The sequence below is a fragment of the Veillonella parvula genome (assembly GCF_032577575.1).
GTDB lineage: Bacteria > Bacillota > Negativicutes > Veillonellales > Veillonellaceae > Veillonella.
Map to the genome: position 1 here is coordinate 26,657 of NZ_JAWFVO010000004.1, position 24,223 is coordinate 50,879.

19 protein-coding genes are annotated in these 24,223 nt (G+C 39.2%); 2 read left to right on the forward strand and 17 right to left on the reverse strand.

All coding sequences use genetic code 11. The annotated features are described in order from the left end of the window. Nucleotides 1-324 precede the first annotated feature (324 nt). Nucleotides 325-978 (forward strand): YigZ family protein, encoded by a 654-nt coding sequence (locus E7K77_RS08470; RefSeq protein WP_215675935.1) that lies wholly within the window; start codon nt 325-327, stop codon nt 976-978. 23 nt (nt 979-1,001) lie between these two features. On the opposite strand, the gene E7K77_RS08475 is transcribed toward E7K77_RS08470, so the two are convergent. Further along, complete coding sequence (locus E7K77_RS08475; protein WP_004695548.1) at nt 1,002-1,187, reverse strand: hypothetical protein; 186 nt, start codon at nt 1,185-1,187, stop codon at nt 1,002-1,004. A gap of 195 nt (nt 1,188-1,382) precedes the next feature. On the opposite strand from E7K77_RS08475, the gene E7K77_RS08480 reads away from it, so the two are divergent. Then, entirely contained in the window at nt 1,383-2,273 is an 891-nt protein-coding gene (locus E7K77_RS08480; protein WP_004695545.1) for a LysR family transcriptional regulator, read from the forward strand. Between the two features lie 188 nt (nt 2,274-2,461). On the opposite strand, the gene E7K77_RS08485 is transcribed toward E7K77_RS08480, so the two are convergent. The 16 genes from E7K77_RS08485 to E7K77_RS08560 form a co-directional block, all read right to left on the reverse strand. Next, the gene (locus tag E7K77_RS08485) at nt 2,462-3,412 is read right to left on the reverse strand and encodes a dihydroorotate dehydrogenase (RefSeq protein ID WP_008715749.1); all 951 of its coding nucleotides are present in this window, start codon (nt 3,410-3,412) and stop codon (nt 2,462-2,464) included. Beyond that, the gene (locus E7K77_RS08490) at nt 3,412-4,179 is read right to left on the reverse strand and encodes a dihydroorotate dehydrogenase electron transfer subunit (protein WP_008715751.1); all 768 of its coding nucleotides are present in this window, start codon (nt 4,177-4,179) and stop codon (nt 3,412-3,414) included. The genes E7K77_RS08485 and E7K77_RS08490 overlap by 1 nt, the downstream gene beginning before the upstream one ends. A 4-nt stretch (nt 4,180-4,183) precedes the next feature. Further along, nucleotides 4,184-7,384, reverse strand: coding sequence for a carbamoyl-phosphate synthase large subunit (gene carB / locus E7K77_RS08495; RefSeq protein WP_008715753.1), 3,201 nt, complete (start codon nt 7,382-7,384; stop codon nt 4,184-4,186). A gap of 1 nt (nt 7,385) precedes the next feature. Next, nucleotides 7,386-8,453: a glutamine-hydrolyzing carbamoyl-phosphate synthase small subunit gene (gene carA / locus E7K77_RS08500; protein WP_120055751.1), complete on the reverse strand. Its 1,068-nt coding sequence runs from the start codon at nt 8,451-8,453 to the stop codon at nt 7,386-7,388. Then, the gene (locus E7K77_RS08505) at nt 8,453-9,739 is read right to left on the reverse strand and encodes a dihydroorotase (RefSeq protein ID WP_287550426.1); all 1,287 of its coding nucleotides are present in this window, start codon (nt 9,737-9,739) and stop codon (nt 8,453-8,455) included. The genes carA and E7K77_RS08505 overlap by 1 nt, the downstream gene beginning before the upstream one ends. Further along, nucleotides 9,723-10,673 (reverse strand): aspartate carbamoyltransferase catalytic subunit, encoded by a 951-nt coding sequence (locus E7K77_RS08510; protein WP_101929022.1) that lies wholly within the window; start codon nt 10,671-10,673, stop codon nt 9,723-9,725. Before E7K77_RS08510 ends, E7K77_RS08505 begins: the two co-directional genes overlap by 17 nt. Nucleotides 10,674-11,024: 351 nt before the next feature. Then, nucleotides 11,025-14,072 carry an ATPase gene (locus tag E7K77_RS08515; protein WP_325306492.1) on the reverse strand — a complete coding sequence of 1,016 codons (3,048 nt, stop codon included), beginning with the start codon at nt 14,070-14,072 and terminating at the stop codon, nt 11,025-11,027. Nucleotides 14,073-14,084: 12 nt separating this feature from the next. Further along, complete coding sequence (whiA, locus tag E7K77_RS08520; RefSeq protein ID WP_325306493.1) at nt 14,085-15,032, reverse strand: DNA-binding protein WhiA; 948 nt, start codon at nt 15,030-15,032, stop codon at nt 14,085-14,087. A gap of 15 nt (nt 15,033-15,047) precedes the next feature. Beyond that, entirely contained in the window at nt 15,048-16,397 is a 1,350-nt protein-coding gene (locus tag E7K77_RS08525) for a gluconeogenesis factor YvcK family protein (protein ID WP_325306495.1), read from the reverse strand. 12 nt (nt 16,398-16,409) lie between these two features. After that, a complete protein-coding gene (rapZ, locus tag E7K77_RS08530; protein WP_004695526.1) occupies nt 16,410-17,324 on the reverse strand; it encodes an RNase adapter RapZ in 915 nt (304 codons plus the stop codon). 12 nt (nt 17,325-17,336) lie between these two features. After that, nucleotides 17,337-18,149: a Cof-type HAD-IIB family hydrolase gene (locus E7K77_RS08535; protein ID WP_004698428.1), complete on the reverse strand. Its 813-nt coding sequence runs from the start codon at nt 18,147-18,149 to the stop codon at nt 17,337-17,339. A gap of 286 nt (nt 18,150-18,435) precedes the next feature. After that, nucleotides 18,436-19,677 (reverse strand): putative porin, encoded by a 1,242-nt coding sequence (locus E7K77_RS08540; protein WP_004698453.1) that lies wholly within the window; start codon nt 19,675-19,677, stop codon nt 18,436-18,438. A gap of 609 nt (nt 19,678-20,286) precedes the next feature. Next, the gene (locus E7K77_RS08545; protein WP_012864082.1) at nt 20,287-21,549 is read right to left on the reverse strand and encodes an S-layer homology domain-containing protein; all 1,263 of its coding nucleotides are present in this window, start codon (nt 21,547-21,549) and stop codon (nt 20,287-20,289) included. Between the two features lie 576 nt (nt 21,550-22,125). Next, a complete protein-coding gene (gene lepB / locus E7K77_RS08550; RefSeq protein ID WP_004695516.1) occupies nt 22,126-22,710 on the reverse strand; it encodes a signal peptidase I in 585 nt (194 codons plus the stop codon). 9 nt (nt 22,711-22,719) lie between these two features. After that, nucleotides 22,720-23,589 (reverse strand): YitT family protein, encoded by an 870-nt coding sequence (locus tag E7K77_RS08555; protein WP_325306496.1) that lies wholly within the window; start codon nt 23,587-23,589, stop codon nt 22,720-22,722. Beyond that, nucleotides 23,579-24,106 (reverse strand): hypothetical protein, encoded by a 528-nt coding sequence (locus E7K77_RS08560; RefSeq protein WP_316059738.1) that lies wholly within the window; start codon nt 24,104-24,106, stop codon nt 23,579-23,581. The genes E7K77_RS08555 and E7K77_RS08560 overlap by 11 nt, the downstream gene beginning before the upstream one ends. Nucleotides 24,107-24,223 lie beyond the last annotated feature (117 nt).

Consider the following 24,223-nt stretch of genomic DNA (forward strand, 5'->3'; position numbering starts at 1 on the left):
ATATACTTAAATATACGTCTAAACATCGGTCTATAAAAATGATATATACCTTATTGTAAATAAAATAGCCATAAACAGGTTCACTAAGAATGTTTAATATACTCTAAAACTTCAATATTGAACATATTTCATGAGTAACTACTCATATATCTATATTTAATAATAACATAAATTCTCATTACGTCAATATCCTACCAAATATAGAGGGTTATTTCATTTTTACAAGGGAATTAACCTCTTTTACCTATACATAGCCTTCATAAATAGATTATAATAAAGTGATGATGAATAAACATAAACTTTGATTCCAAAGGAGGTGAATATATGTCTGAATCAATAAGCCCTACGGTGGAATTTATTTCTCTAGCAAAAGAATTTCGCCATGAATATGTTGTTGAAAAATCACGGTTTATAACAACTGTATATCCTTGCAAGACTGAAGAGGAAGCCCAAACCTTTATAAGCCGCATCAATAAAGAATTCTGGGATGCGCGCCATAACTGTACAGCCTATGCATTAGGCCCACAGCAAGAACAACAACGATCTTCCGATAATGGAGAACCATCAGGTACAGCAGGTAAACCAATGCTAGAAGTACTCAAAAAGACTGGCATTACCAATGTAGCCGTCGTCGTAACGCGTTATTTTGGAGGTATTAAATTGGGCGCTGGTGGCTTGATTCGGGCCTATTCACACTCTGTTGCGGAAACCTTACGTCTTGCCCCTAAAGAACTACATACAACACGAACCCGAGTACAAGCAAAGATTGACTATTCGCTGTATGGAGCAGTAGAAAGATATTTACAGGACGAAAATTTACATTATGAAGCAAGCTTTGGTGAATATGTAGACATTACAATTCTAATACCACCTACTGATGTAGAGCGCATACAAAAAGCGCTCCAAGACATAAGTCATGGAGCTGCTACTTGTACTGTATTAGATTCTATTGAGGTGGTACTACCACTAGATAACTAATCTAGTTAGTAGATTCCAAACTTTTAATTGCCGTTATTAACTAAACCGGCTATGCCTTGACCGAGTTCACGACGTTTTTCCTTAGTCATAGGATAAGGCCATACTCGTTCTAATTGTTTTTTCCGGCTAATTTTATTACGAGCCGTCATTAATCTACGTGCTTCCCAATTACGAATTGCTTGACCTAAGGTTCTTTTTACCACGCCCATAGTAGTACCTACTTTCTTAACTCTTGTTGTATATCAAAATTTGTGATAAGTATAGAAAGATATTTTAAAACTCAATTTACTTTCTATTACTTTGTTGAATTTAGTATATATAGCATTTTATTAAATGTGAAATGACCGTTACTTAGTTCGTTATAATTTTTATTTATCATATTATGTGTATAATAGGGAGATTCTATGGATACATCTTACTACCACAATTTTATTACCCTTGTTCAAACGGGCAATATGACACAGGCCGCAGAGATTCTTCATATTACACAACCAGCGTTAAGTAAGCAGTTGAAATATTTAGAGGCTGAATTTGGGGCTCAATTAATCAACATTAAACGCGGCCAACGAGGATCAAACTTGCAATTAACAGATGCTGGTAAAATCTTCTACGAAAAAGCACAACAACTCTGCTCTATTGAAGAATCTACATATAATGCTGTACAACAATTGAATTCACGCATTGAAGGTACTTTACGTATTGCGACGTCTGCATCTCGTTCAACGCCAATCGTACAGCAATATTTACCAGCTTTTTCCATGAAATATCCATCTGTCCATTTTGAAATTTATGAAGGACTTATGACAAATGTAGTGACCCAACTCATCAACGGTAGCGCCGAATTAGGTATCGCCAATATTCAAATGGTAGATATCGATAAATTCGATATCCTGCTTACCCAAGAAGAGCATTTATACGCTATTTTCCGTCGTGATGTATTCTGGACAGATCGTGAGCATGATACCATCACGTGGGAAGACATAAAAAAATGTCCTCTATCCCTTTCTGGTGGCTCTGTTCGAATGATTATGCAATCTAGCTTAACAGATATGGAGCAACTTAATGCGGTAGCTATAACTACAACAAAAAGCTCAGCTATTGAGTGGGCCTCTTCTGGTCGTACAGTTTCTTTAGTCCCAATGGACGCTAAGGAACTCATTAATCATCGCAAAATGGCCCGCATCAAATTGCCAGAATTCTCGGGGGATTTCAAAAAAGCTTTTATCACACTTAAAGGCCATGCACTTTCCCCAGTAGCACAGCAATTTATTGACTTTTACAAAGCCTATGTATAATCATATTTGTACATACTATTACCATACTATGACATTAACAGCTCATATGATTGGTACCTATTTGATTATAGATGCCAATACAATACATAAGAAAAGACCTAGTACAATTTGTACTAGGTCTTTTTGTATCAGATCTTACATTACGGCAATGCTTATGGTTGCTTAAGTTCACCGTAGATATGATTTTATTAAGCTTGATGAACAGCACCTACAATATCAGTGATGCTGTTAAGATTATATTGTTCTACATATTCGCTCATTTCACGGGTAATACGTGAAATTGCTGTTGGATCTACCATCGTAGCTGTACCAACTTGAACGGCTTGCGCCCCTGCCATCATAAATTCGATAGCATCTGTGCCAGTCATGATACCACCAAGACCAATAATAGGAATAGTTACCCCTTTATAAACTTGATGAACCATGCGAAGAGCCACAGGCTTTACGGCTGGGCCTGATAATCCACCGTAAGTATTACCCAATACAGGCTTACGACGGTGAATATCTATAGCCATGCCCAACAAGGTATTAATTAGACTTACCCCATTGCCACCGCCTGCTTCAACGGCTTTTGCGATTTCTACAATGTCTGTTACATTTGGTGAAAGCTTAACGATAACAGGTTTATCCGTTACCTTACGAACCGCTTTAGTTACTGATTCAACGACCTTTGGATCTACACCAAAGGCCATGCCTTCACATTCTACATTTGGGCAAGATACGTTTACTTCTAATCCTGCAATACCATCTACAGATAACGTCTCTGCCATCCAAGTAAACTCATCAATTGTGCCCGCAGACATATTGGCTAATAAAGGTACATCATATTTCTTAATATCCGGCAGAATTTCTTTAACAAAATGTTCAGCCCCAGGATTTTCAAGGCCAATACAGTTCAATACGCCAGATGGTGTTTCTGCAATGCGAGTACCAGGATTGCCATGACGACCTTTAGGTGTTAATCCTTTTACAGAAATAGCACCTACTTCATTACTAAGGTCTAAATAACCAGCATACTCAGGGCCATTACCAAAGGTACCAGATGCAGCGATAATAGGATTTTTCATCTTAATCCCGCAGTAATCGATGGCGAGCTTTGGATTAGGCGTAACGGTGTTATTTAAATCGCGTTCACGCATTAAAAGAACACCTCCTCAGCTGGGAATACAGGACCATCTTTACAAACTTTATAACGTTTGCCACCGGCACCATCACAAGCGCAACCTAAGCAACCGCCCGTACCACATCCCATGCGCTCTTCTAAAGATACTTGGCATGGCACATTGAGTTCTTTAGCCACTTGTGCTACGCCTTTCATCATAGGCATAGGACCACAAGTCATAACAGAGGTAAACGAATTAGCATTAATTAGGTCAGGCATGATTGCTGTAGGGAAGCCTTTTGTACCTACGCTACCATCATCAGTAGTGATGTGGACTTGAACAGGCGTATCTTTAAATAAATCAGCCCAGAAGGTTTCGCTTTCATTTCTAAAACCAAGAATAACTTGTGCTTCTTCATCTTTTTGCAAATGGGATGCGATACATAGCATCGGTGCAATACCAACGCCACCGCCAACGAGAAGCATATTATTAGATGTTACAAACGGTTCGCCCAAAGGACCTAAACAATCTAATGTATCACCAGGCACGAGACGTGTCATAATTTCAGTCCCCTTGCCTACGACGCGATACAAAAGGGTAATCGTACCCTTTCGGGCATCAAATCCAGCATAGCTAATAGGGCGGCGCAACAATGGTGCCGTAGAATCCGCTACGCGAACATTACAAAACTGTCCTACCTTTGCTTCTGCTGCTTGTTTTGGTGCGTGAACATCCATAATCCACACATCAGAGCCTATTTGCTCATTGCGAACGACTTCGCCCTGTTCTACATAGCCACTCATGATTTTACTCCAATTCAAAATCTTGTAATGCTTCTACAGTGTAGTTCGCATCATCTTTACGATTCGCCACAACACGCAATACTTCCCGTGCTGTATCGAGACTTGTTAAGCATGGTGTACCCATTTCTACAGCAAGACGACGCAATTGGAAGCCTTCGCGTTCAGGTCGTTTACCTGCAGTCAATGTATTAAGTACAAGATCGACTTTGTCTTGACGAATGTGGTCAGCACAGTTATCATCGCCTTCAGAGATTTTGTTAACTACCTTGCAGTCAACGCCATGTTCCTTGAAGTATTTACCAGTACCACCAGTTGCTTCAATGTGATAACCCAAATCAATAAAGCCTTTTGCTAATTGACTAGCTTCCTCTTTATCGCGGTCTGCAACAGTCATAAGGATTGTACCATCCTCTGGGATACGCATGTTGGCACCATTGATAGCTTTGAATAAAGCTTCAGAATATGTGCGACCAATCCCCATAACCTCACCAGTAGACTTCATTTCAGGTCCAAGAGCGATTTCTACAAGGCCCATTTTAGAGAAGGAGAATACAGGTGCTTTTACAGCTACATATGGTTTATTAGGTACAAGACCAAGTGGTAAGCTTAAGTCTTTTAAGCTTTCACCAAGGGCAATGCGTGTTGCACATTCTACCATATTGATACCTGTAACCTTAGAAATGAATGGTACAGTACGGCTAGAACGAGGGTTAACTTCGATAACGTTAAGTTCACCATCAGCCACGATATATTGAATATTAAGTACACCTTTAACATTAAGGCCTACTGCAATACGACGTGTATAATCAACGATTTGATCAATCAATTCTTGGCTCAAATGTTGAGCTGGATAAACAGCCATGGAGTCACCAGAGTGAACACCGGCGCGTTCGATTTGTTCCATAATACCAGGGATACATACATCGGTACCGTCAGAAATAGCGTCAACCTCTACCTCCATACCAACCATGTAACGGTCGATAAGAACAGGATGCTCCTTAGATGCTACTACGGCTTCCTTCATGTATACATCAAGCTCTTTATCGTTGTATACGATTTCCATCGCACGACCGCCCAATACATAAGAAGGGCGAACGATTAACGGGTATTTCAACTTTTTAGCTGCTTCTTGTGCTTCTTCATCAGAGGTTACCAAAGCACCTACTGGGCGAGGGATACCAAGCTTCGCCAACAATTCATCAAAGCGTTCACGGTCTTCCGCCATATCGATGCTATCTACGGATGTACCGAGGATTTTGACGCCACGTTCTGCCAATGGGCCTGCCAAATTGATAGCCGTTTGACCACCAAATTGAGCAATGACGCCAGCTGGCTGTTCTTTATTGATAATTTCCATTACATCGTCCACAGTCAATGGCTCAAAGTATAAAGAGTCAGAAATATCAAAGTCAGTAGACACTGTTTCTGGGTTGTTATTAATCATAATAGATTGATAACCCGCTTTACGAAGGGCCCATGAGGAATGTACGGAGCAGTAATCGAACTCTACGCCTTGACCAATACGAATCGGGCCAGAACCAAGTACCACTACGGATTTTTCGCCTAGTGGTCTAACTTCGTCTTCTTGTGCATAAGCACTGTAATAGTACGGTGTTTTAGATTCAAATTCAGCCGCACATGTATCTACGTATTTATATGTTGGAAGAATATTCCATTCTTTACGTTTTGCACGAACATCTTCTACAGTTGTATTAGCATAACGAGCGATAACAGAATCAGTGAAGGAATAACGTTTTGCTTTGCGCAATACATCCTCTGTTAAACCTTGCTCAGCCAATGCTTTTTCCACAGTAACAATGTTTTTGATTTTTTCAATAAAGAATGTATCAATTTTTGTAATATAGTGGATTTTTTCTACACTGATTCCCTTGCGAAGTGCTTCTGCTACAACATAGATACGTTCATCATCTACTAAATGTAAACGTTCGATCAATTGTTCCATAGACTCATGAGCGATTTTCTTAAGCTCAATATGGTCTAAACCAATTTCCAAGGAACGAATTGCTTTAAGTAAGGAGCCTTCCAAAGAACGGTCAATAGCCATAACTTCGCCAGTGGCTTTCATTTGTGTGCCCAAGGTACGATCTGCCAAGTTGAATTTTTCAAAAGGCCAGCGTGGGAACTTAGTTACTACATAGTCAAGAGTCGGCTCAAAGCATGCTTTAGTTTCACCGGTTACAGCATTTGTAATTTGATCCAATGTCATGCCTACTGCAATTTTTGCTGCTACCTTCGCAATTGGGTACCCAGTTGCTTTAGATGCCAATGCAGAGGAACGAGATACGCGAGGGTTTACTTCGATAACAATATATTCGTTGCTATTTGGATTCAAAGCGTATTGTACGTTACAACCGCCTTCGATTTTTAAATAACGGATAATCTCTACAGATGCGGTACGCAGCATTTGGTATTGAATATCGTTCAAGGTTTGGCTTGGTGCCACAACGATAGAATCCCCAGTATGCACACCAACAGGGTCAATATTTTCCATATTACATACGATGATGCAGTTATCTGCACTATCGCGCATTACTTCGTATTCAATCTCTTTCCAGCCTGCAACGGAACGTTCTGCTAGAATTTGGTGAATTGGTGAAAGTTTCAAACCACGACGTGTGATTTCATACATTTCATCTTCATTATGGGCAATACCTCCACCAGTACCGCCTAATGTGTATGCAGGACGGATGATAATAGGATACCCAATACGATTAGCAAAGGCTACTGCTTCTTCAAGATCGTTAAAGATATCGGATTCAGGAACCGGTTGGTTGATTTCCTTCATCGCTTCTTTGAAAAGCTCACGGTCTTCCGCTTGTTTAATGGCTTCAAGAGTTGTACCAAGAAGTTTTACACCATATTCTTCTAATACGCCAGCTTCAGACAATTGTACCGCCATATTAAGACCTACTTGACCACCTAATGTAGCCAACAAGCCCCAAGGGCGTTCTTTTTTTATAACTTCTGTTACGAATTCAAGACTAATCGGTTCTACATATACGCGGTCTGCAATATCTGTATCAGTCATAATAGTAGCAGGGTTGGAGTTAACCAATACTACTTTATAACCCTCTTCTCGAAGGGAACGGCATGCTTGTGTACCAGCATAATCAAACTCTGCAGCTTGACCGATAATAATTGGACCAGAACCAATTACAAGTACTTTTTTTGCTTCTGAGGTCATATTATTTTCCCTTTCTCATTAAGTCTTCAAATTCGTCAAATAAATATAGGTTATCAGTAGGTCCTGGGGATGCTTCTGGATGGTATTGTACGGAGAAGATTGGCAATTCTTTATGACGCATACCTTCTACGGTACCATCATTTACACTACGATGTGTAATTTCTACGAAATCTGGCAAAGAAGTATCATCTACCGCATAACCATGGTTTTGAGATGTAATATATACCCGACCAGTACGTAAATCTTGTACAGGATGGTTAGAACCACGGTGACCAAATTTCAATTTGAATGTGGTACCACCATAAGCTTGTGCCAATACTTGATGCCCCATACAGATGCCAAAGATTGGTTTCTTACCAAACATTTTCTTTACTTCTTCTACTGCATAGCCAAGATCTTGAGGGTCTCCAGGGCCATTAGATAAAAAAATACCATCTGGATTTGCTGCCAACACATCTTCAGCCTTAGCATCTGCAGGAAATACAGTAAGACGACAGCCTGCAGCTTCTAGAGAGCGAAGGATATTTTCCTTTACACCATAATCCATTACCGCTACGTGGAATTCAGCATTTTTATCGCCACGCATACCTTGCCATTTTGTAGTTACACGCATAACTTGATCTGTTGGCAAGTCTTGTTTAAACAATTTTTGAATATCCTCCATAGGGTAATCAGAGCATACGAGTACGCCCTTCATTACACCATGGTTACGAAGAACACGTGTAATCGCACGTGTATCTACATCATAAAGGCAAGGGATGCCGTGCAAACGAAGATACTCACTAAATAACCCCTCATTTTGCCAGTTAGATGGAAAGTCACATAGTTCACCTACAATAAAACCTTTACAATATGGCTTAGGACCTTGAGTGATAGAATTTAAAGTACCATAATTACCAATTAAAGGATAGGTTAATGTAATAATTTGATCCGCATAGGATGGGTCAGTCAAGATTTCTTGATACCCGGTCATACCTGTGTTAAATACAACTTCACCTACCGTTGGGGCGCCACCTAATAAGGAACCTTCAAACACGGAACCATCTTCAAGAACTAACTTGCCTTTCATTATAAGACTACGCCCTCCTTCATAACAATTTTGCCATCAACTACTGTAAGTTTAGCTTTACCTGTAACAGTCATACCATCAAATGGGCTAACTTTACCTTTTGTATAGAATTTATTTCGATCTACTGTCCATTCTTCAGTCGTGGAGAATACGGTAATATCTGCTGGCTTGCCAACTTCAAGAACACCTGCATCAAGGTGCATCAACTCAGCTGGTCGAGTACTCATATAGTACACAACTTGATCGATGCTTAGTTTATCAGGACCATATGCATTGGTAATAACCGCCGCCAAAGATGTTTCGAGGCCACTGAAACCATTTGGTGCACAGCAGAATTCATGGTCTTTTTCTTCATATGCATGTGGTGCATGGTCTGTAATAATCGCATCGATTGTACCATCTTTCAAGCCTTCTAATAATGCTTGGCGATGATCTTCAGAGCGAATTGGAGGAGCCATTTTGAATGCTGGGTTATATTCGCGTAGGTATTCATCTGTGAAAGATAAATGTTGGCTTGTAACTTCACATGTTACATTAAGGCCTTTAGCCTTCGCACGGCGCACCATATCTACAGTATTTTTACTACTTACGTGGGCGATATGGATATGACCACCTGTCATTTCAGATAACAAGATATCACGAGCAACAGCCAAATCTTCAGCTACTGCAGGACGACCAATAACACCTAATTCATAAGAAACAATACCTTCATGCATATGGCCATTTTTAGTCAATGTAATATCTTCCGCATGGTCGATAACCATCTTATTAAACATGGAGGAGTATTCTAAGGCACGACGCATAAATGCAGCATTTTCTACATAGTGACCATCATCGGAGAATGCGACTACACCAGCTTCTGCCATATCGCCCATTTCAGCAAGTTCCTTACCTTCAAGACCTTTGGATACAGCACCAATAAATTCTACTTTCACAACGCCAGTGAGTTCAGCCTGTTTTTGTAAACCTCTTACAAGTGCAGCATTATCTACAACTGGGTTAGTATTAGCCATAGTGACAACACGTGTGAAACCACCTGCAGCAGCCGCTTGTGTACCGGAGTGGAAATCTTCTTTAGCTTCTTGGCCTGGTTCACGCAAATGTGTGTGAATATCGATAAGGCCAGGTGCTACGATAAGCCCTGTTGCATCATAAACTTCAGCACCTTCAGCACTCAAGTTTTGACCGATGTCCACAATTTTACCATCTTTTACGAGAACATCTGCTACTTCGTTTTGTTTTTTTGCCGGATTAACTACCGTACCATTTTTAATAAGCAAGCTCACTACCGTCACCTCCGATAATAGTTAAGTACAATACAGCCATACGTACAGCTACGCCATTACGTACCTGTTCTTGAATTACGGATTGATCAGAATATGCTACATCTGGTGCAATTTCAAGGCCGCGGTTCATAGGACCTGGATGCATTACCATTACATCATCTTTAGCTAATTTTAATACATCATTGTTAATACCAAAGATACGAGCATATTCTCTATTTGTAGGATACAATGCAGAATGAATGCGTTCTAATTGAATGCGAAGTACGTTAACTACATCTGCATCAGCCACTGCTTCACGAATATCATGGTGTACGGTAACACCTAATTTTTCAAATTCTGGATATACCATTGTACGAGGACCAGCTAGATGTACATCAGCCCCCATTTTTGTAAGTCCATAAATGTTGGAGCGTGCTACGCGACTATGCATTATATCGCCAAGGATAACCACCTTTAGACCTTCAATAGATTCCTTTTTTTCTAAGATAGAATACATATCTAGTAATGCTTGTGTTGGATGCTCATGAGCGCCATCGCCTGCGTTAATGATAATAGGATCTACGGCTTTCGTAGCATATAAAGGTGCACCTTCTGCGCTGTGGCGCATTACGATAGCATCTGTGCCCATGTAGGACATAGTTAACAATGTATCGCGGAAGCTTTCACCTTTACCCATGGAAGATCCACTAGGAGAAAGATTGATCACGTCAGCCCCTAAGTATTTGCCGGCTAACTCAAAGGAACTACGGGTACGAGTACTTGGCTCCATAAAAAGGTTAATAATGGATTTCCCCTTTAAAAGTGGAACCTTCTTGTCATCAGAAAGAACGATTTTCTTCATTTTCTTTGCCACATCTAAAATCAATTTGATTTCTTCAGGTGACACATTTTGCAAACCCAATAAATGTTTGCCTTTTAGGCTAACTTGTCCCATGATTTCCTCCTAACTCACGTAACAAAAAAGACCTTTTGCCCAGGGCAAAAGGTCAAATAGTTTGCACAAAGAAGCCCCTATGGGCACTTCAACTATATTCCTTTCTCAGCCTCTCTGGACTAAATTAAAAGGTATTGTATTATGCAATGGTCTCTCGTACCATATATGCATTTCTTTATTTATTGTACTGAATCCACCTTTGAAAGTCAATGTAAAACACAAAATTCATATGGATTTTAAAAAGAGGACAAGCATATAAAATTGCTTGTCCTCTCTATATTTAAACAGCTATTAATCCACTTCTATATCTTAAACTTTAATCTAACATTTCTTTTTTAGAAATTAAGGGTCTTAACCTAATGGATATAGTCTTGGTGGATTTTCTTCATCATTTTGCTGTTCATTTTGTGTAGTATACGGCATTTGGTCTTGTTGCGACTCATTCGCTACAGGATTTATCTGCACATTTTGCTGATTTGGCAACAATTGAGGCTGACGTTGCTCACGACGACGTGTATTTTGGGATGCCGTCGGTCTAGGTTTTGTTAACTCATCAATGGATACAGCATTTGGAATAGTTACATTTGATGTATCCCCATGAACATCATCAAGTTCACTGAAGGAAGGAGTCCTCTTAGATGCTTGAGCAGCCTTACGTTCGGCTTCAAGTTGTTGACGGGCAAGTTCTGCACGACGACGAGCGCTCTCTTGTTGATCTCGGACACGTTGAATAGCTTCAGCACGCTCTTTTGCTTTACGCTCTATTTCAGCTTGAGCCAACGCTTGTTGACGGGCAGCTTCAGCTTTACGTTCTGCCTCTAGTTGCGCTTTATATCGTTCCTCAGCAAGGCGTCGTGCCTCGGCTGCTTGACGTTCTGCTTCAGCTCGTTCTGCAGCAAGTCGCTCTTGCTCTGCCTTACGAGCTTCCGCCGCTATGCGAGCCGCCTCTACTTTACGAGCCTCTTCGGCACGTCTTGCTTCTTCTATGCGACGAGCTTCTTCGGCTCTACGCACTTCTTCGGCACGTTTAGCCTCTGCAGCAATACGAGCTTCTTCTGCACGGCGCGCTGCTTCGAGTCGTTCCTGTTCAGCTCTACGTTGTGCCTCAAGTCTAGCTACTTCTGCTTTACGAGCTTCTTCTGCTCTACGTGCTTCTGCTTCTAAACGAGCTTGTTCAGCTTTACGCGCCGCTTCAATTCTCGAAGCTTCAGCTTTGCGTGCTTCCTCTGCTCGTTTTGCTTCTGCTGCTACGCGAGCGGCCTCAGCTTTACGTTCCGCTTCAATTCGAGCTTCTTCTGCTCTACGCGCTTCCTCCGCACGACGAGCCTCTTCTGCTTTTCTTGCTGCTTCCATTTGTTGTGCTTCCAAAGCAGCCTTAGCCTCTGCCGCTCTACGAGCATCTTCTTGACGCTTCGCTTCAAGAGCGGCTTGCTCAGCAGCACGTTGTGCTTCTAAAGCAGCTTTTGCTTCTGCCGCTTTACGAGCTTCTTCGGCACGTCTTGCTTCCAATGCTTCCTGCTCAGCTTTACGTTGTGCTTCTAAACGAGCTCTAGCCTCAGCAACCAAGCGTTCCTCTTCGGCCTTTTTGGCTTCTAAAGCAGCTTTTTCTGCTGCTCGTTGCGCTTCAAAGCGAGCCTTAGCTTCGGCCGCTTTTCTTTCTTCCTCCGCTTTGCGTGCGGCCTCAATACGAGCAGCTTCAATTCTACGTTCTTCTTCAAGACGTTTTGCTTCCGCTGCTAGTCGAGCTTTTTCTGCTTTACGAGCCGCCTCTAGTCGATCCGCTTCCGCTTTTCTCGCAGCCTCGATACGTGCCATTTCAGCTTTACGAGCCGCTTCCGCCTTGCGAGCTTCCTCTGCTTTACGCTCTACTTCGGCTTTTTCAGCCATCTTGCGCTCAATTTCAGCATGCTTGGCTTCTGCAGCCTTTCGCAACATTTCAGCTTTTTCTGCAGCTAGTCGAGCCTCTTCGGCTTTTTTACGAGCTAAGGCTTCTTTCTCGTCTTTTGCTTTTTTAAGTTGCGCTTCTTTTTTTACATCTGCTGCAGCTTTATCGCTTAATTTTTTAGTTTCTTCATGAGCAATTGTTTCTGCCCGTTTAGCTGGACTTTCAATAGTAGATTTTTTAGTATCTACTGTCCCTTTATCTCCATCTTTACCACCTACAGGACCTACAGGTATTTGTGTCCCCCCTTGAGTTGGGTGCCCTAAGATATCTTTAACATCTTTCGGTACATTAACAGCAATGGTTTGATGTTTTTGTGGATTTGCAAGAGATTCAGGAATCAACAAGAAACGAATTGGCAAATTCGATGCACCAGCTGGCATAAAGTTTAACGTTAATAAATCGCCCGCATTATAGTTCCCTAAAAGACGGCTATCTAATATAGTACCTTCCCCTAATGCGGAAATACCATCTGCACCACCAATGTGATAAGTCCGTGTATCTGTCTGTCCCCTTCTAGCACCTTGTTGATGTAATGTTTTTATCGTAAAGGAACCAGAATAAGGTCCCCCAAGAGGGTTAAAATACAGTCTAAACGGTTCATTACCCTTAGTAGGAATTTTTAGCGTATACGATACGCCGTAGTTACCACGGTCACGAACAAATGCTTTATTTTGCATTTCGTCTACACCATTGATAAACGTATCCTCTCGGTCATTACCAATTTCTACAAAGGCACCACCTAAAGAGGTATCGAATGGTGTAGTAACCTCCATATTACGCTTAGCACCAGTATAAGTACCGCGTAATTGTATTTCGTCGATCGGAAGGTTTTTCACCCAATGTGATGCATCTACAGGGTCCATCCCCATAGGCAACATCATGACACGCGCAAATATAGGCCCTTCTGTTTTAATATCTACAATACCCGTAAATAATGCATCTCGATTTACCGGTGTATTTTCTAAGTCACTAAAGATTAATTGACGCCCTTGTGGTGGGATGCTAAGAGAGTATAACGGTCTTGCATCTGGGCTTTCATTAAGAGGCTGCTCCAAATCCTTCCGAGACAAATCACGACCTGCTGCAAAATAGTCAGGTGTAGCTACAGATTTTAATTGTCTCATGACATGTACTGAAGTTGGATAAGTCGTTTGGTTTTCTAATACGATAGCAATCTTGTGAGGTAGATCCATTTCATTTACATGATAGAAATAGATACGCCCATTGCCATTAATTGTACCTGCACTTAACGTACCTCCTACAGGTCCTACATATTCAGGACTATCCGATAGGAGCAATGTATCCGTTTGAGACACCAACGATGGTGGTAACGGAGAAAACTGAAAATATCCAATTGATTGTAAATCTATATCACGAGCTTCTACATGGCCTGTAAGGGCAGCCATGGCAGCCATAGCCGCAGCTACACAATATCTTGATTTATAGGAAAACATATATTATTACCTCTATATTTCTTCGAGCCCCAACGGGTCATACGTAAGTGCTAATGCTTCAATCTTCTTTAGTCGATGGCCAATTCCAGATTTAGATAGTTCCCCCTCCATCAACTCTTCAAGCTCTTTTAAACTCGCTTCAGGATTCTCCCACCGAAGTCTTGCAACGACGCGCAACTTTTCAGGTAATTCTTCAATACCGATTTCTCTATCAATAATACGAATTGCTTTTACCTGACGAACTGCTGCATCCACAACCTTCTGTAAATTTGCCGTCTCACAGTTGACTTGACGATTTATTTGATTCCGTACGGTTTTCATAATCCGCACGTTTTCAAATTCCATAAGCGCCGATTGAGCTCCCATGATTTGCAAACAGTTTGTTACTGCGTCCCCTTCTTTAAGATATACTACATACTCTTCCTTCCGCTCCGTTAAGCCCGCATGAATGTGAAAGAGCCGTAATACATGGATAATTTCCCTCGCAAAGGTCTCGTTTCCCGTCATAAACTCAAGATGATAATCACTTTGTGGTTTATTGACAGAGCCTCCCCCTAAAAAAGCTCCCCTTAAAAAGGCGCGTCGCGCTTCCATTGATTTGAGCCAACTACGAGGGATTTGTTCACTCACAGGCCATAAAGCAAGATCCTCTAGAGCCTGTCTACCCTCTAGAGAGGGTTCTACAGATAGCGTATACATATTTTTTTTACGCAAGTTTAAACCTTGTCGTACTAAAACATTTGTAGGTAATTCGTATTGCTTTTTCAAAATACCAAGCAAACGACGAGCTACTGCATTATTAGCCGTAGCTAAACGAATGCCGACGGCACCTTTCATCCCCAAAATGATAGATCCGCCCATACGCAATAAGCAAGACGCTTCAATTTTCATGGCCACATCCGCATCACTAGAGGCTTCATATTGGCATAATTCATTTTTTACATCTTCTGCAAATGACATGGGCATCCCTTCTCATTAATGATCATCTCGTTGAAGATAATACTCTAAGATATGCGGTTCAGTGTTAGATTGCATAGCATGAATAATATCCATAATAACTTTACCTAGCCGTTCAGGATCGTGAACAGCTGGTTTTTGAGGGCTAATTAAGGTAGCTCGTATAGTGCGGATTCCTTTGGCTTGTAACTTTTTAGTATCTAATACCAATGGTTCAGATCCTACAGCACTATATTGTTCAACCATTTGAATTGGCAACGGACCATCATTGGCAAGCACAGTATCTATAATTCCTTCTCCGCCATGAGCAATTAAAGCCTCTACATGGTCATTTAATGTGTAGCCTGTGGTTTCACCTGGTTGTGTCATAACATTAGCAATATAGATTTTATTAGCCTTACTAGCACGTACATGAGAGGCCAACTTATCAGTTAGTAAATTTGGGATAATACTTGTATATAAACTACCAGGACCTAAAATAATCACATCGGCTTCATCAATGGCACGTAATGCAGCCCCCTCTGGCTTAGGCAATGCTGGATCACTATAGATATGACGAATTCGTTTACCCGAATGTGGTATATTACTTTCACCTTCTACAATAGTGCCATCTGTCATCTCTGCACGCAATTTAATGAACTCTGTAGAGGAAGGAATTACACGACCACGGACACGCAACAATTTACTAGCCGCTTCAAGAGCTTCTTCAATATCTCCATCGTAAACTTGAGCAAGCGCAGTGATAAAGAGATTACCAAAGCTGTGTCCAGAAAGCTCATTTTCCCCTTCGAAGCGGTAACGGAATAAGTTCTCCATTACTCCTTCTTGTTCAGCTAATGATACTAAACAGTTTCGCAAATCACCAGGAGCTATCATTTGAAAGTCTTCTCGCAAGCGACCAGAAGAACCTCCATCATCAGCGACAGTTACAATCGCAGATAGGTTTGATGTATGTGATTTTAAACCACGCAATAAATTTGATAAGCCCGTACCACCACCGATTACTACAATTTTTGGGCCCTTATCGAGTCGGATATTTTGAAAAATAATATCCGATACCTTGCTGTCAGGATTAGGTAGTACCGCACGAATAATCGTTTTAATAACTTTACTCGTACCGATGAGCATTAATACAGCACCAATCGATAATACTACAGTCCCTACAGCAATGAGTACATTATAATTGTAAAAGCCCGTCATATTATAGGAAAAGGCAAGTACAATATCTTCAAGAACCGCAAGCCATTGATAGTTAAAAATCAAAGAAATACCAATAATTAAAAGACCTACACCACAACTAAATAGGGCAAGCCAACGTTTTATATTTAGACCCGGAATTAGCCACCGGAACCATCCTTTTCGCAACATAATCCCCCCTACCTAGTTATCAAGTGTTATAATTTCATGAGGATTATAATCTTCTTCTACATTATTTTTCATCATATCTCTATGTTCAACAGTTACACGATATCCTTTTTCTAACAAGTGGGAGTATAGAGCCTCTGCCATAGCTACAGATCTATGCATACCACCTGTGCAACCTACTGCCACAATAAACTGAGATTTCCCTTCTTGTTCATAATTTGGTACAAGGAAGTCCATGGTATCAAAGTAACGTTTTTTAAATTCCTCGGTTACTTCAAAGGAATGGATATATTCATTCACTGCTTTCACACGACCTGTTTTATGACGAAACTCAGGAATATAAAATGGATTAGGTAGAAAACGAACATCCCATACCATATCTGCATCGAGAGGAATACCATACTTAAAACCAAAGCTCACTACAGTAATCGCCATACCATGAGCTTCATCAACTTGAGCAAAGCGCGTTTTTAAATACTCTTTCAAGCTAGCCGTCTTCATATTAGTGGTATCAATAATAAAATCTGCTTTATGGCGCACAGAGTTAAGAATTTGGCGTTCTTTTTTTAGCCCTGTTGTAATTAGCCCATTAGGAGCCAATGGATGACTCCGTCGACTTTCCTTATATCGACGAATCAAAGTCTCATCTGTAGCATCCATAAATACAATTTCAAAATCTACCTTCATATCTTTTAATGTATCTAAAGATGAAGAAAGAGCTTCAAAAAATTCGCCCCCCCGAATATCTACAACAAGAGCAACGCGATTAGTCCGTTCTCCACCTTGTCGGCAAATTTCACTTAATTTAGGAATCAGCACAGGGGGAATATTATCAATACATAAATACCCCATATCTTCTAAAGCTTGCAATACTTGAGTTTTGCCGGCACCTGACATACCTGTAACTATTAACAAACGAAATGCTTCCATAGTTTTACTCCATTATAAAAGATTATCTTTAATCCAATGGGCTACTCCATCGTCATTATGATGGCCACAAATTGTATGAGCCACAGATTTTACATGATCTGTAGCGTTTTCAACAGCTACAGAGTAACCTGTTTTACGTAGCATAGAAATATCATTTTCTGCATTACCAAAAGAAACGATATGTTCTAAACTAATATGATTATCTAAAGCTAGTTGTGTCAAAGCACGCCCCTTTGACACATTAAGGGCAACGATTTCTAAAAAGTCTTTTTGGCTACGAACTAGATTAACCAAATCGCCCACTTCAGGAGTCAAAGTATCAATAATTTGATCAATCCCCTCTACTGTATCAATAGCGATTAGCTTATTTGGTTCAGACTCTAAAGTATATAACCCATCACCTAAAAACTCTGCTTTCGCTCCCGTTTGAACTTCATAGAGATCGGACTGCCATGTTTTATGATGACATAGCAAATGATCATCTATATAGGATTGTATATGCCAATCATATTGTTTTGCTAATTCATAAATACGCTGTACAGCCTCAACAGAAACGGTCTGCTCAAATAGTTTACACCCTGTTTCTAATTCTTGAATGAGTCCTCCAGAGAACAAAATCATGGGTACATTACCAAGCTTTAAAGCAGAACCAATAGGCTTTGCCGTTTGATACATCCGTCCCGTAGCAATGGTAACAACGATGCCCCTTTGCTGTAAACGATGTAACACATCTACTGTATAGTCAGATACAGTATTATCACTGCGTACCAAGGTTTCATCACAATCAATGGCAACCATTTTAATATGAGAAAAAGAAGGATTCATGTTTGCCTCCTTTATAAAAATTTTAAATACTCTTTATTATACCATTAATAGTGGCTATATAGATAGAAATTAGCGGTAAGAACTCTAATAATGATTAGAAAGTATAGTCATAAAACTTTCATTAAATGCAAAATCCTCTATTATCAATTAATTATTATTTCTTAATCAATTGTATAATATTAATAAAACACTATAATAAACACTTCATATAATTTTCATTTAACTTTATATTAAACACAAAAAAGAGACTCCCGAAGAAGTCTCTTTCATATAATTAACTATCAAATTAGAATTTGTAGTTAAGGTCTGCACGGTAAAAGTCACCTTTGTCAGTACCATCTTGAGTTTTCCAGTCGAAACCATAGTTAGCAGATAAACCAACGTTATTTTGCAATGCATAGTCAACGGAAGCCATCCAACCTTTAGCATCTGTAGTGTAGAATTGATTATAAGTAGTATCTACAATTGGTGCATTTTTCTTTTGGTTGAAGTATTGACCTTTTACGCCCCAAGTACCTGCTTTTTTGATGTCGTAGTTACCAAAGCCAAGACCTGCAGTCCAAGCTTGAGAGTCGTCTACATGGGAATCTTTCAACCATTCGCCACCAACCCAAACTTTGTCGAAGTTAGCATCAGCATTGAAGCCATAGATGTTTTTGTAACCATTATCAGTATCTTGATTTACACGGTCGTAGAAACCGCCTACCATAGTGTGTTTACCTACTTTACCAGTTAAACCAATATATGTGTTAGTTACATTTTGATCTTTTGTTAATTCGTTACCATTGGTATTATTGGCAACAATTCTACCATTATCACCGGATACCATGTAACCGTATGCAGCTTGTACATTAATTTTATCGTTGCCAACATTCAATTGAGCACCGTCGAATGTGCCGTCGAACATCAAGCCGCCACCGAAGGATTGACCGAAACGACCAGCTTTAGCGGATACGCGTTCGCCGAATTTATGGTTTACATAAGCGCGGTCAATTGTAGCATCTGCTTTATCTTCATTTTCAGAATTGCCTAATTCGAAGTTACCAGAAGTCAAACGAACTACAGCGTCTGTACGATCGTTTACTTTTGCGTTGAATTGTACACGTGCACGAGCGTCAAATTTGGATTTAGCATGTTCAGCATCTTTGTAACGAAGACGAGCATCACCAGTAACTTTTACATTACCAACGCGGTCTTCCAAGCGAGCTACACGAACGCCCAAGTTGTTCAATTCGTTGGAGAATTCATCAGCCAAACGGTTGATCATAGCTTGTTGTTCAGCGTTAGCGCGGTCTTGATTAGCCATAGCTTTAGCTACCATTTGAGCCATTTCGTAACGAGTGATGTTATTTTGGCCTTTGAAAGTACCATCTGGGTAACCATTGATAACACCAGCGTTAGCCAATTGAGAAACTGCTTGGTATGCCCAAGAATCTGGAGTTACGTCGGAGAATGGGTTAGCTGCGAATGCAGTAGTTACACCCAATACTGCTGTTGCTGCAAAGATTGCTGCGAATTGTTTTTTCATAGTTAAATTCCTTCTTTCTGAAAAAAATAGAAAATAAAATGTTACAAGTCATAACATTCACATTCTACTCAGTTCTTCAGATTAAGAATCTTTGGGAGTGTCCACGTTTCCTCGCCACATTCTACATCGAAGTTCTTCATTTCATGTGTTTGCTACTTCTCGTACGGTGATATTAGCACAACCACTTTTTCGTGTAAACCCTTTTTTCTCAATTGTGTTCTCATTATCTTGTTTTTATAACTTAAAATGCTTGCTAAGTTAGATTTTATCTAGTTTTATAGGATATAATTTTTTTCATAAAAAAATTTAATTTTATATCCTTTTCTATTAATTGAGAATTTTTATTATATTTTTCATTAAGTTAAACTTATTAATATATATATAATTAATAAGAAATTTATCTTTCTATACAGAAAGATTTTATAAATATATCCTACAATATAAGGGATATAATTCTTGATAACCACTAAATTATTCGATTACTTTTAATATTATGTATTTATAAAACATTTTACTATATATATATACTATTATATATAAAATAATTCATAATACTTTTATGCAACAAAAAAAGACTTCCGAAGAAGTCTTTTTTTGTTTGTGAGGGAATTAGAATTTGTAATTTAATTCTGCACGATAGAAATCGGAAAGATCATTACCGCTTTGGTCTTTAGAGTTGAAGCCATAACCTGCGGATAAACCTACGTTATCTTGTACTGCGTAGTCTACGCTAGCCATGTAACCTTTGTAACCATTAGATGTATTTGTTAAATCATATGCTTGATCCCAAGTGGAACTTACGATTGGTGCATTAGCTTTTTGGTTGAAGTATTGACCTTTCACATCCCATGTACCTTTTTTAGCGATGTCGTAGTTACCATAGCCAAGACCTGCTGTCCAAGCTTGAGAATTATCTACGTTGGAAGCTTTCAACCATTCACCGCCAGCCCACAATTTATTTTTACGGAAGTCCGCATTGAAACCGTAAACATCTTGTTTATCGGAATTAACTGTTACACCATTGTGGTTCAAGTTGCCGCTAGATAATCTGGAGTAGAAACCACCAACAGAGGATTCTTTACCAACTTTACCTTTTAAGCCTACATAGGATACAGATGGGTTATCAGATTTGGAGTTGCCATCAGCAGCACCATCAATCATATAACCATATGCACCTTGTACTTGAACTTTATCATTACCTACGTTCAATTGTGCACCATCAAATGTATCATCGTACATCAAACCGCCACCAATTGTTTGTTGGAAACGACCAGCTTTAGCAGATACGTTGCTACCAAACTTGTGATCTACGTAAGCACGATCGATTGTTGCTTGAGAACCTTTAGTAGAGTCACCAAATTCGTAATTACCTTTTACACGAACAACTGCTTGTGTTTTATCATTTACATTAGCATTGAATTGTACACGTGCACGGCCGTCAGTTAAAGATTTACTATTAGCTTTGTAAACACCTTTGTCTTCAGAACCTTGGTAACGGATACGAGCATCACCAGTTACCTTTACATTACCTACACGGTCTTCTAAGCGAGATACTCGAACGCCGAGGTTGTTCAACTCGTTAGAGAACTCATCTGCCAAGCGGTTAATCATAGCTTGTTGTTCAGCGTTAGCACGATCTTGGTTAGCCATAGCTTTAGCTACCATTTGAGCCATTTCATAACGAGTGATATTGTTTTGGCCTTTGAAAGTGCCATCTGGATAACCATTAACGATACCAGATTGTGCTAATTGAGATACTGCTTGGTATGCCCAACTATCCGGAGTTACATCGGAGAATGGATTTGCAGCAAATGCTGTTGTTACACCTAACACTGCTGTTGCTGCTAACATTGTTGCGAATTGTTTTTTCATAATGAATTCCTTCTTTCTTATAAATAAGAATTTATATTTGCAGAAGACGTTCACTACATAAGTAGTATCACTATGAAAGATGTATTAGGAGTGTCCATGTTTCCTCAACTAAATTATCTATCTTAGCTCCACTTCTTTGTAGCGTAGCCTTTCTGTTGATGTGAATATACCACCACCCCAAAACTTTGTAAAGCATTTTACACAACTAAATTTTATGAAATTTCTTTCATGAATAAAAATTATACCAAAAACATAGATTATTACTGTATTTTTAAAAATTTAATTTTACAAAATTTCATTTTACAGTCTAAAAAAATAGATAATTTTATTATCTACAGCCACAAATTTAATAATTATTACTTATTAAATTTAGCTATACTTATAATTTATATTAATTCATTTGTTTGAATTGTTTATTTTCTATAAGATTGATAAGTGATATATTTAGATTCGACCTAGTCGTCTTGCTATATTTATTTAGTATACATTTCACAAGATACGACGTAACTTAATCCTTCTTAACTTATAAAAAGCCTATCTACGATGAAATTTATCGTAGATAGGCTTTCACGATTATTAAATTGCGTAAGAAACAAATCCTAGAATATGATCAACAGGAACTGGGCCGATAAAACGACTATCACTAGAATGGTTGCGATTATCTCCCATCACAAATACATGACCTTCAGGAACTGTTACAGGTGTAGACCGAGTATAATTCATTTTTGTATCTTTTGTATATGGTTCTTGTAATTTTTCTCCATTACGCCATACATAACCATCTTTAAACTCTAGTACATCACCAGGTCTACCTATTACACGTTTTACCCATACATCATTTGTTTGAGCGGATTTATTAAAAACAGATGCATAGTTCATCAGTGGTTCTTTTACATCATCCACCCATGTACGAACACGATTAACACGACTATCAATAATAACGATTTGTCCATATTCGGGCATATCATTCATAATATGATGCCATTTGGTAACAATCAAATATTGTCCATTGTGTAATGTATCATCCATTGATTCCCCAGACACTCTAGTAGGTTGAATCAAGAAAATATGAATTACCATAGCAATGATTAATGCCAATGCAATAGCATAAATCCAATCTAATATTTCTTTTACTATTGTATTACCTAACTTATTACTCATAGTTTCCTCTTAATGACCACCTTTCGTAAATCTCCCACCAAAGACATCATGTACGTCTTGGATCGTAATAAATGCTGTAGGATCTACTTCATAAACGGTATCCTTTAATCTTGTAATTTCTAGCCGCGTTACTACAGAATATAATACATGTTTCGGTTGTTTTAAATACCCACCTTCTCCGTACATAATAGTAACACCACGATTAAGATTAGCATTTAATGCATCAGCAATAATCTTGGAATTATCTGCATCGGTAATAATCATAACCCCTTTAGATTCTTCAAGTCCAGTGATGGTCACATCAATCATCTTATAAGCAATAAAATAAGCAATTAAGGAATACATGGCACTATTCCAACTATATACAAAGCCCGCTGCTCCAAGAATAACTAAATTCATGGCCATTACAATTTCGCCTACAGAAAAGGTGGACCGTTTATCAAAGATAATAGCTACAATTTCAGATCCATCTAATGAGCCACCATTACGAATAATTAGCCCTACCCCAATACCTAAGATTATACCACCAAAGATTGCCCCTAAAAATGGGTCAGTTGTAATAGGTGTAAAGCGGTGTGCAATGGTAGAAAATATTGCCATCCATATAATAGAGAACAAAGTAGACAAGGTAAATCCTTTACCAATTACTTTATAGCCTAAATATAAAAAAGGTAAGTTGAAAAGTACTACGAAAATGCTAAAAGAAATACCTGATAGTTCCGCAGCCATCAAAGATATACCAACTACCCCACCGTCAATGATACTATTGGGTACTAAAAATAAATCTAACCCTATCGTATATATTAAGGCACCTAGAATCATCATTACACAGCGCAAAATAAGATTTGACCAGTTACGCATTGAAGTTTCATTCGTCATGATTATCTCCTTTTCCGTATAACTGCTCCATAGCATGTAATCTTTTCTCTTCTAACTCACTTGAACTCATAGTTTCTTCTTTGATTGCCGCTTCGTTCTGAGCTAACTGCTTCGTATAGCGCAAGCCAATAACGAGAGCCGTCAAATCATCTACAGGTTCTGGTGGAAATTGCATAGATGTAGGAATAATCTTGCGCCACCCTGTAGGAGGATTATATTGCCAATATAATTTACGGGCTTCCTCTGTACTGTGAGATTCGTCGATTAAACTAGTTGTAATTTTATGATTACGTCCAATTTGTTGAAGAGAAGGATACAAGTGTTTATGATTTGTACCATTTCCACAAACAATATGAACAATACCATAATATTCAGTTAAAACACGCTCAATATCTTTATTGAAAGTATTTGAAGAAATAATTTTACGGCATATCATCTCACCGAAAGGTGAGAGTATAGCTACGCCAGTTTTCTCATTTCCTGGATCCACTGCTAAAATATATGTATTTTCAGTCATTTGATTATCCCCTTTGTAAGTACAGTAGTTATATTTTAACATAAAAAGAAGGTCTTATGTTGAAAATTACATAAGACCTTCTTTTATAATGTATGAAAACAGCATACCTTCATCATA

Coding starts and splice junctions, on each gene's coding strand:
- E7K77_RS08470 (WP_215675935.1), top strand. CDS start 325: ATGTCTGAATCAATAAGCCCTACGGTGGAATTTATTTCTCTAGCAAAA.
- E7K77_RS08475 (WP_004695548.1), bottom strand. CDS start 1,187: ATGGGCGTGGTAAAAAGAACCTTAGGTCAAGCAATTCGTAATTGGGAA.
- E7K77_RS08480 (WP_004695545.1), top strand. CDS start 1,383: ATGGATACATCTTACTACCACAATTTTATTACCCTTGTTCAAACGGGC.
- E7K77_RS08485 (WP_008715749.1), bottom strand. CDS start 3,412: ATGCGTGAACGCGATTTAAATAACACCGTTACGCCTAATCCAAAGCTC.
- E7K77_RS08490 (WP_008715751.1), bottom strand. CDS start 4,179: ATGAGTGGCTATGTAGAACAGGGCGAAGTCGTTCGCAATGAGCAAATA.
- carB (WP_008715753.1), bottom strand. CDS start 7,384: ATGACCTCAGAAGCAAAAAAAGTACTTGTAATTGGTTCTGGTCCAATT.
- carA (WP_120055751.1), bottom strand. CDS start 8,453: ATGAAAGGCAAGTTAGTTCTTGAAGATGGTTCCGTGTTTGAAGGTTCC.
- E7K77_RS08510 (WP_101929022.1), bottom strand. CDS start 10,673: ATGGGACAAGTTAGCCTAAAAGGCAAACATTTATTGGGTTTGCAAAAT.
- E7K77_RS08515 (WP_325306492.1), bottom strand. CDS start 14,072: ATGTTTTCCTATAAATCAAGATATTGTGTAGCTGCGGCTATGGCTGCC.
- whiA (WP_325306493.1), bottom strand. CDS start 15,032: ATGTCATTTGCAGAAGATGTAAAAAATGAATTATGCCAATATGAAGCC.
- E7K77_RS08525 (WP_325306495.1), bottom strand. CDS start 16,397: ATGTTGCGAAAAGGATGGTTCCGGTGGCTAATTCCGGGTCTAAATATA.
- rapZ (WP_004695526.1), bottom strand. CDS start 17,324: ATGGAAGCATTTCGTTTGTTAATAGTTACAGGTATGTCAGGTGCCGGC.
- E7K77_RS08535 (WP_004698428.1), bottom strand. CDS start 18,149: ATGAATCCTTCTTTTTCTCATATTAAAATGGTTGCCATTGATTGTGAT.
- E7K77_RS08540 (WP_004698453.1), bottom strand. CDS start 19,677: ATGAAAAAACAATTCGCAGCAATCTTTGCAGCAACAGCAGTATTGGGT.
- E7K77_RS08545 (WP_012864082.1), bottom strand. CDS start 21,549: ATGAAAAAACAATTCGCAACAATGTTAGCAGCAACAGCAGTGTTAGGT.
- lepB (WP_004695516.1), bottom strand. CDS start 22,710: ATGAGTAATAAGTTAGGTAATACAATAGTAAAAGAAATATTAGATTGG.
- E7K77_RS08555 (WP_325306496.1), bottom strand. CDS start 23,589: ATGACGAATGAAACTTCAATGCGTAACTGGTCAAATCTTATTTTGCGC.
- E7K77_RS08560 (WP_316059738.1), bottom strand. CDS start 24,106: ATGACTGAAAATACATATATTTTAGCAGTGGATCCAGGAAATGAGAAA.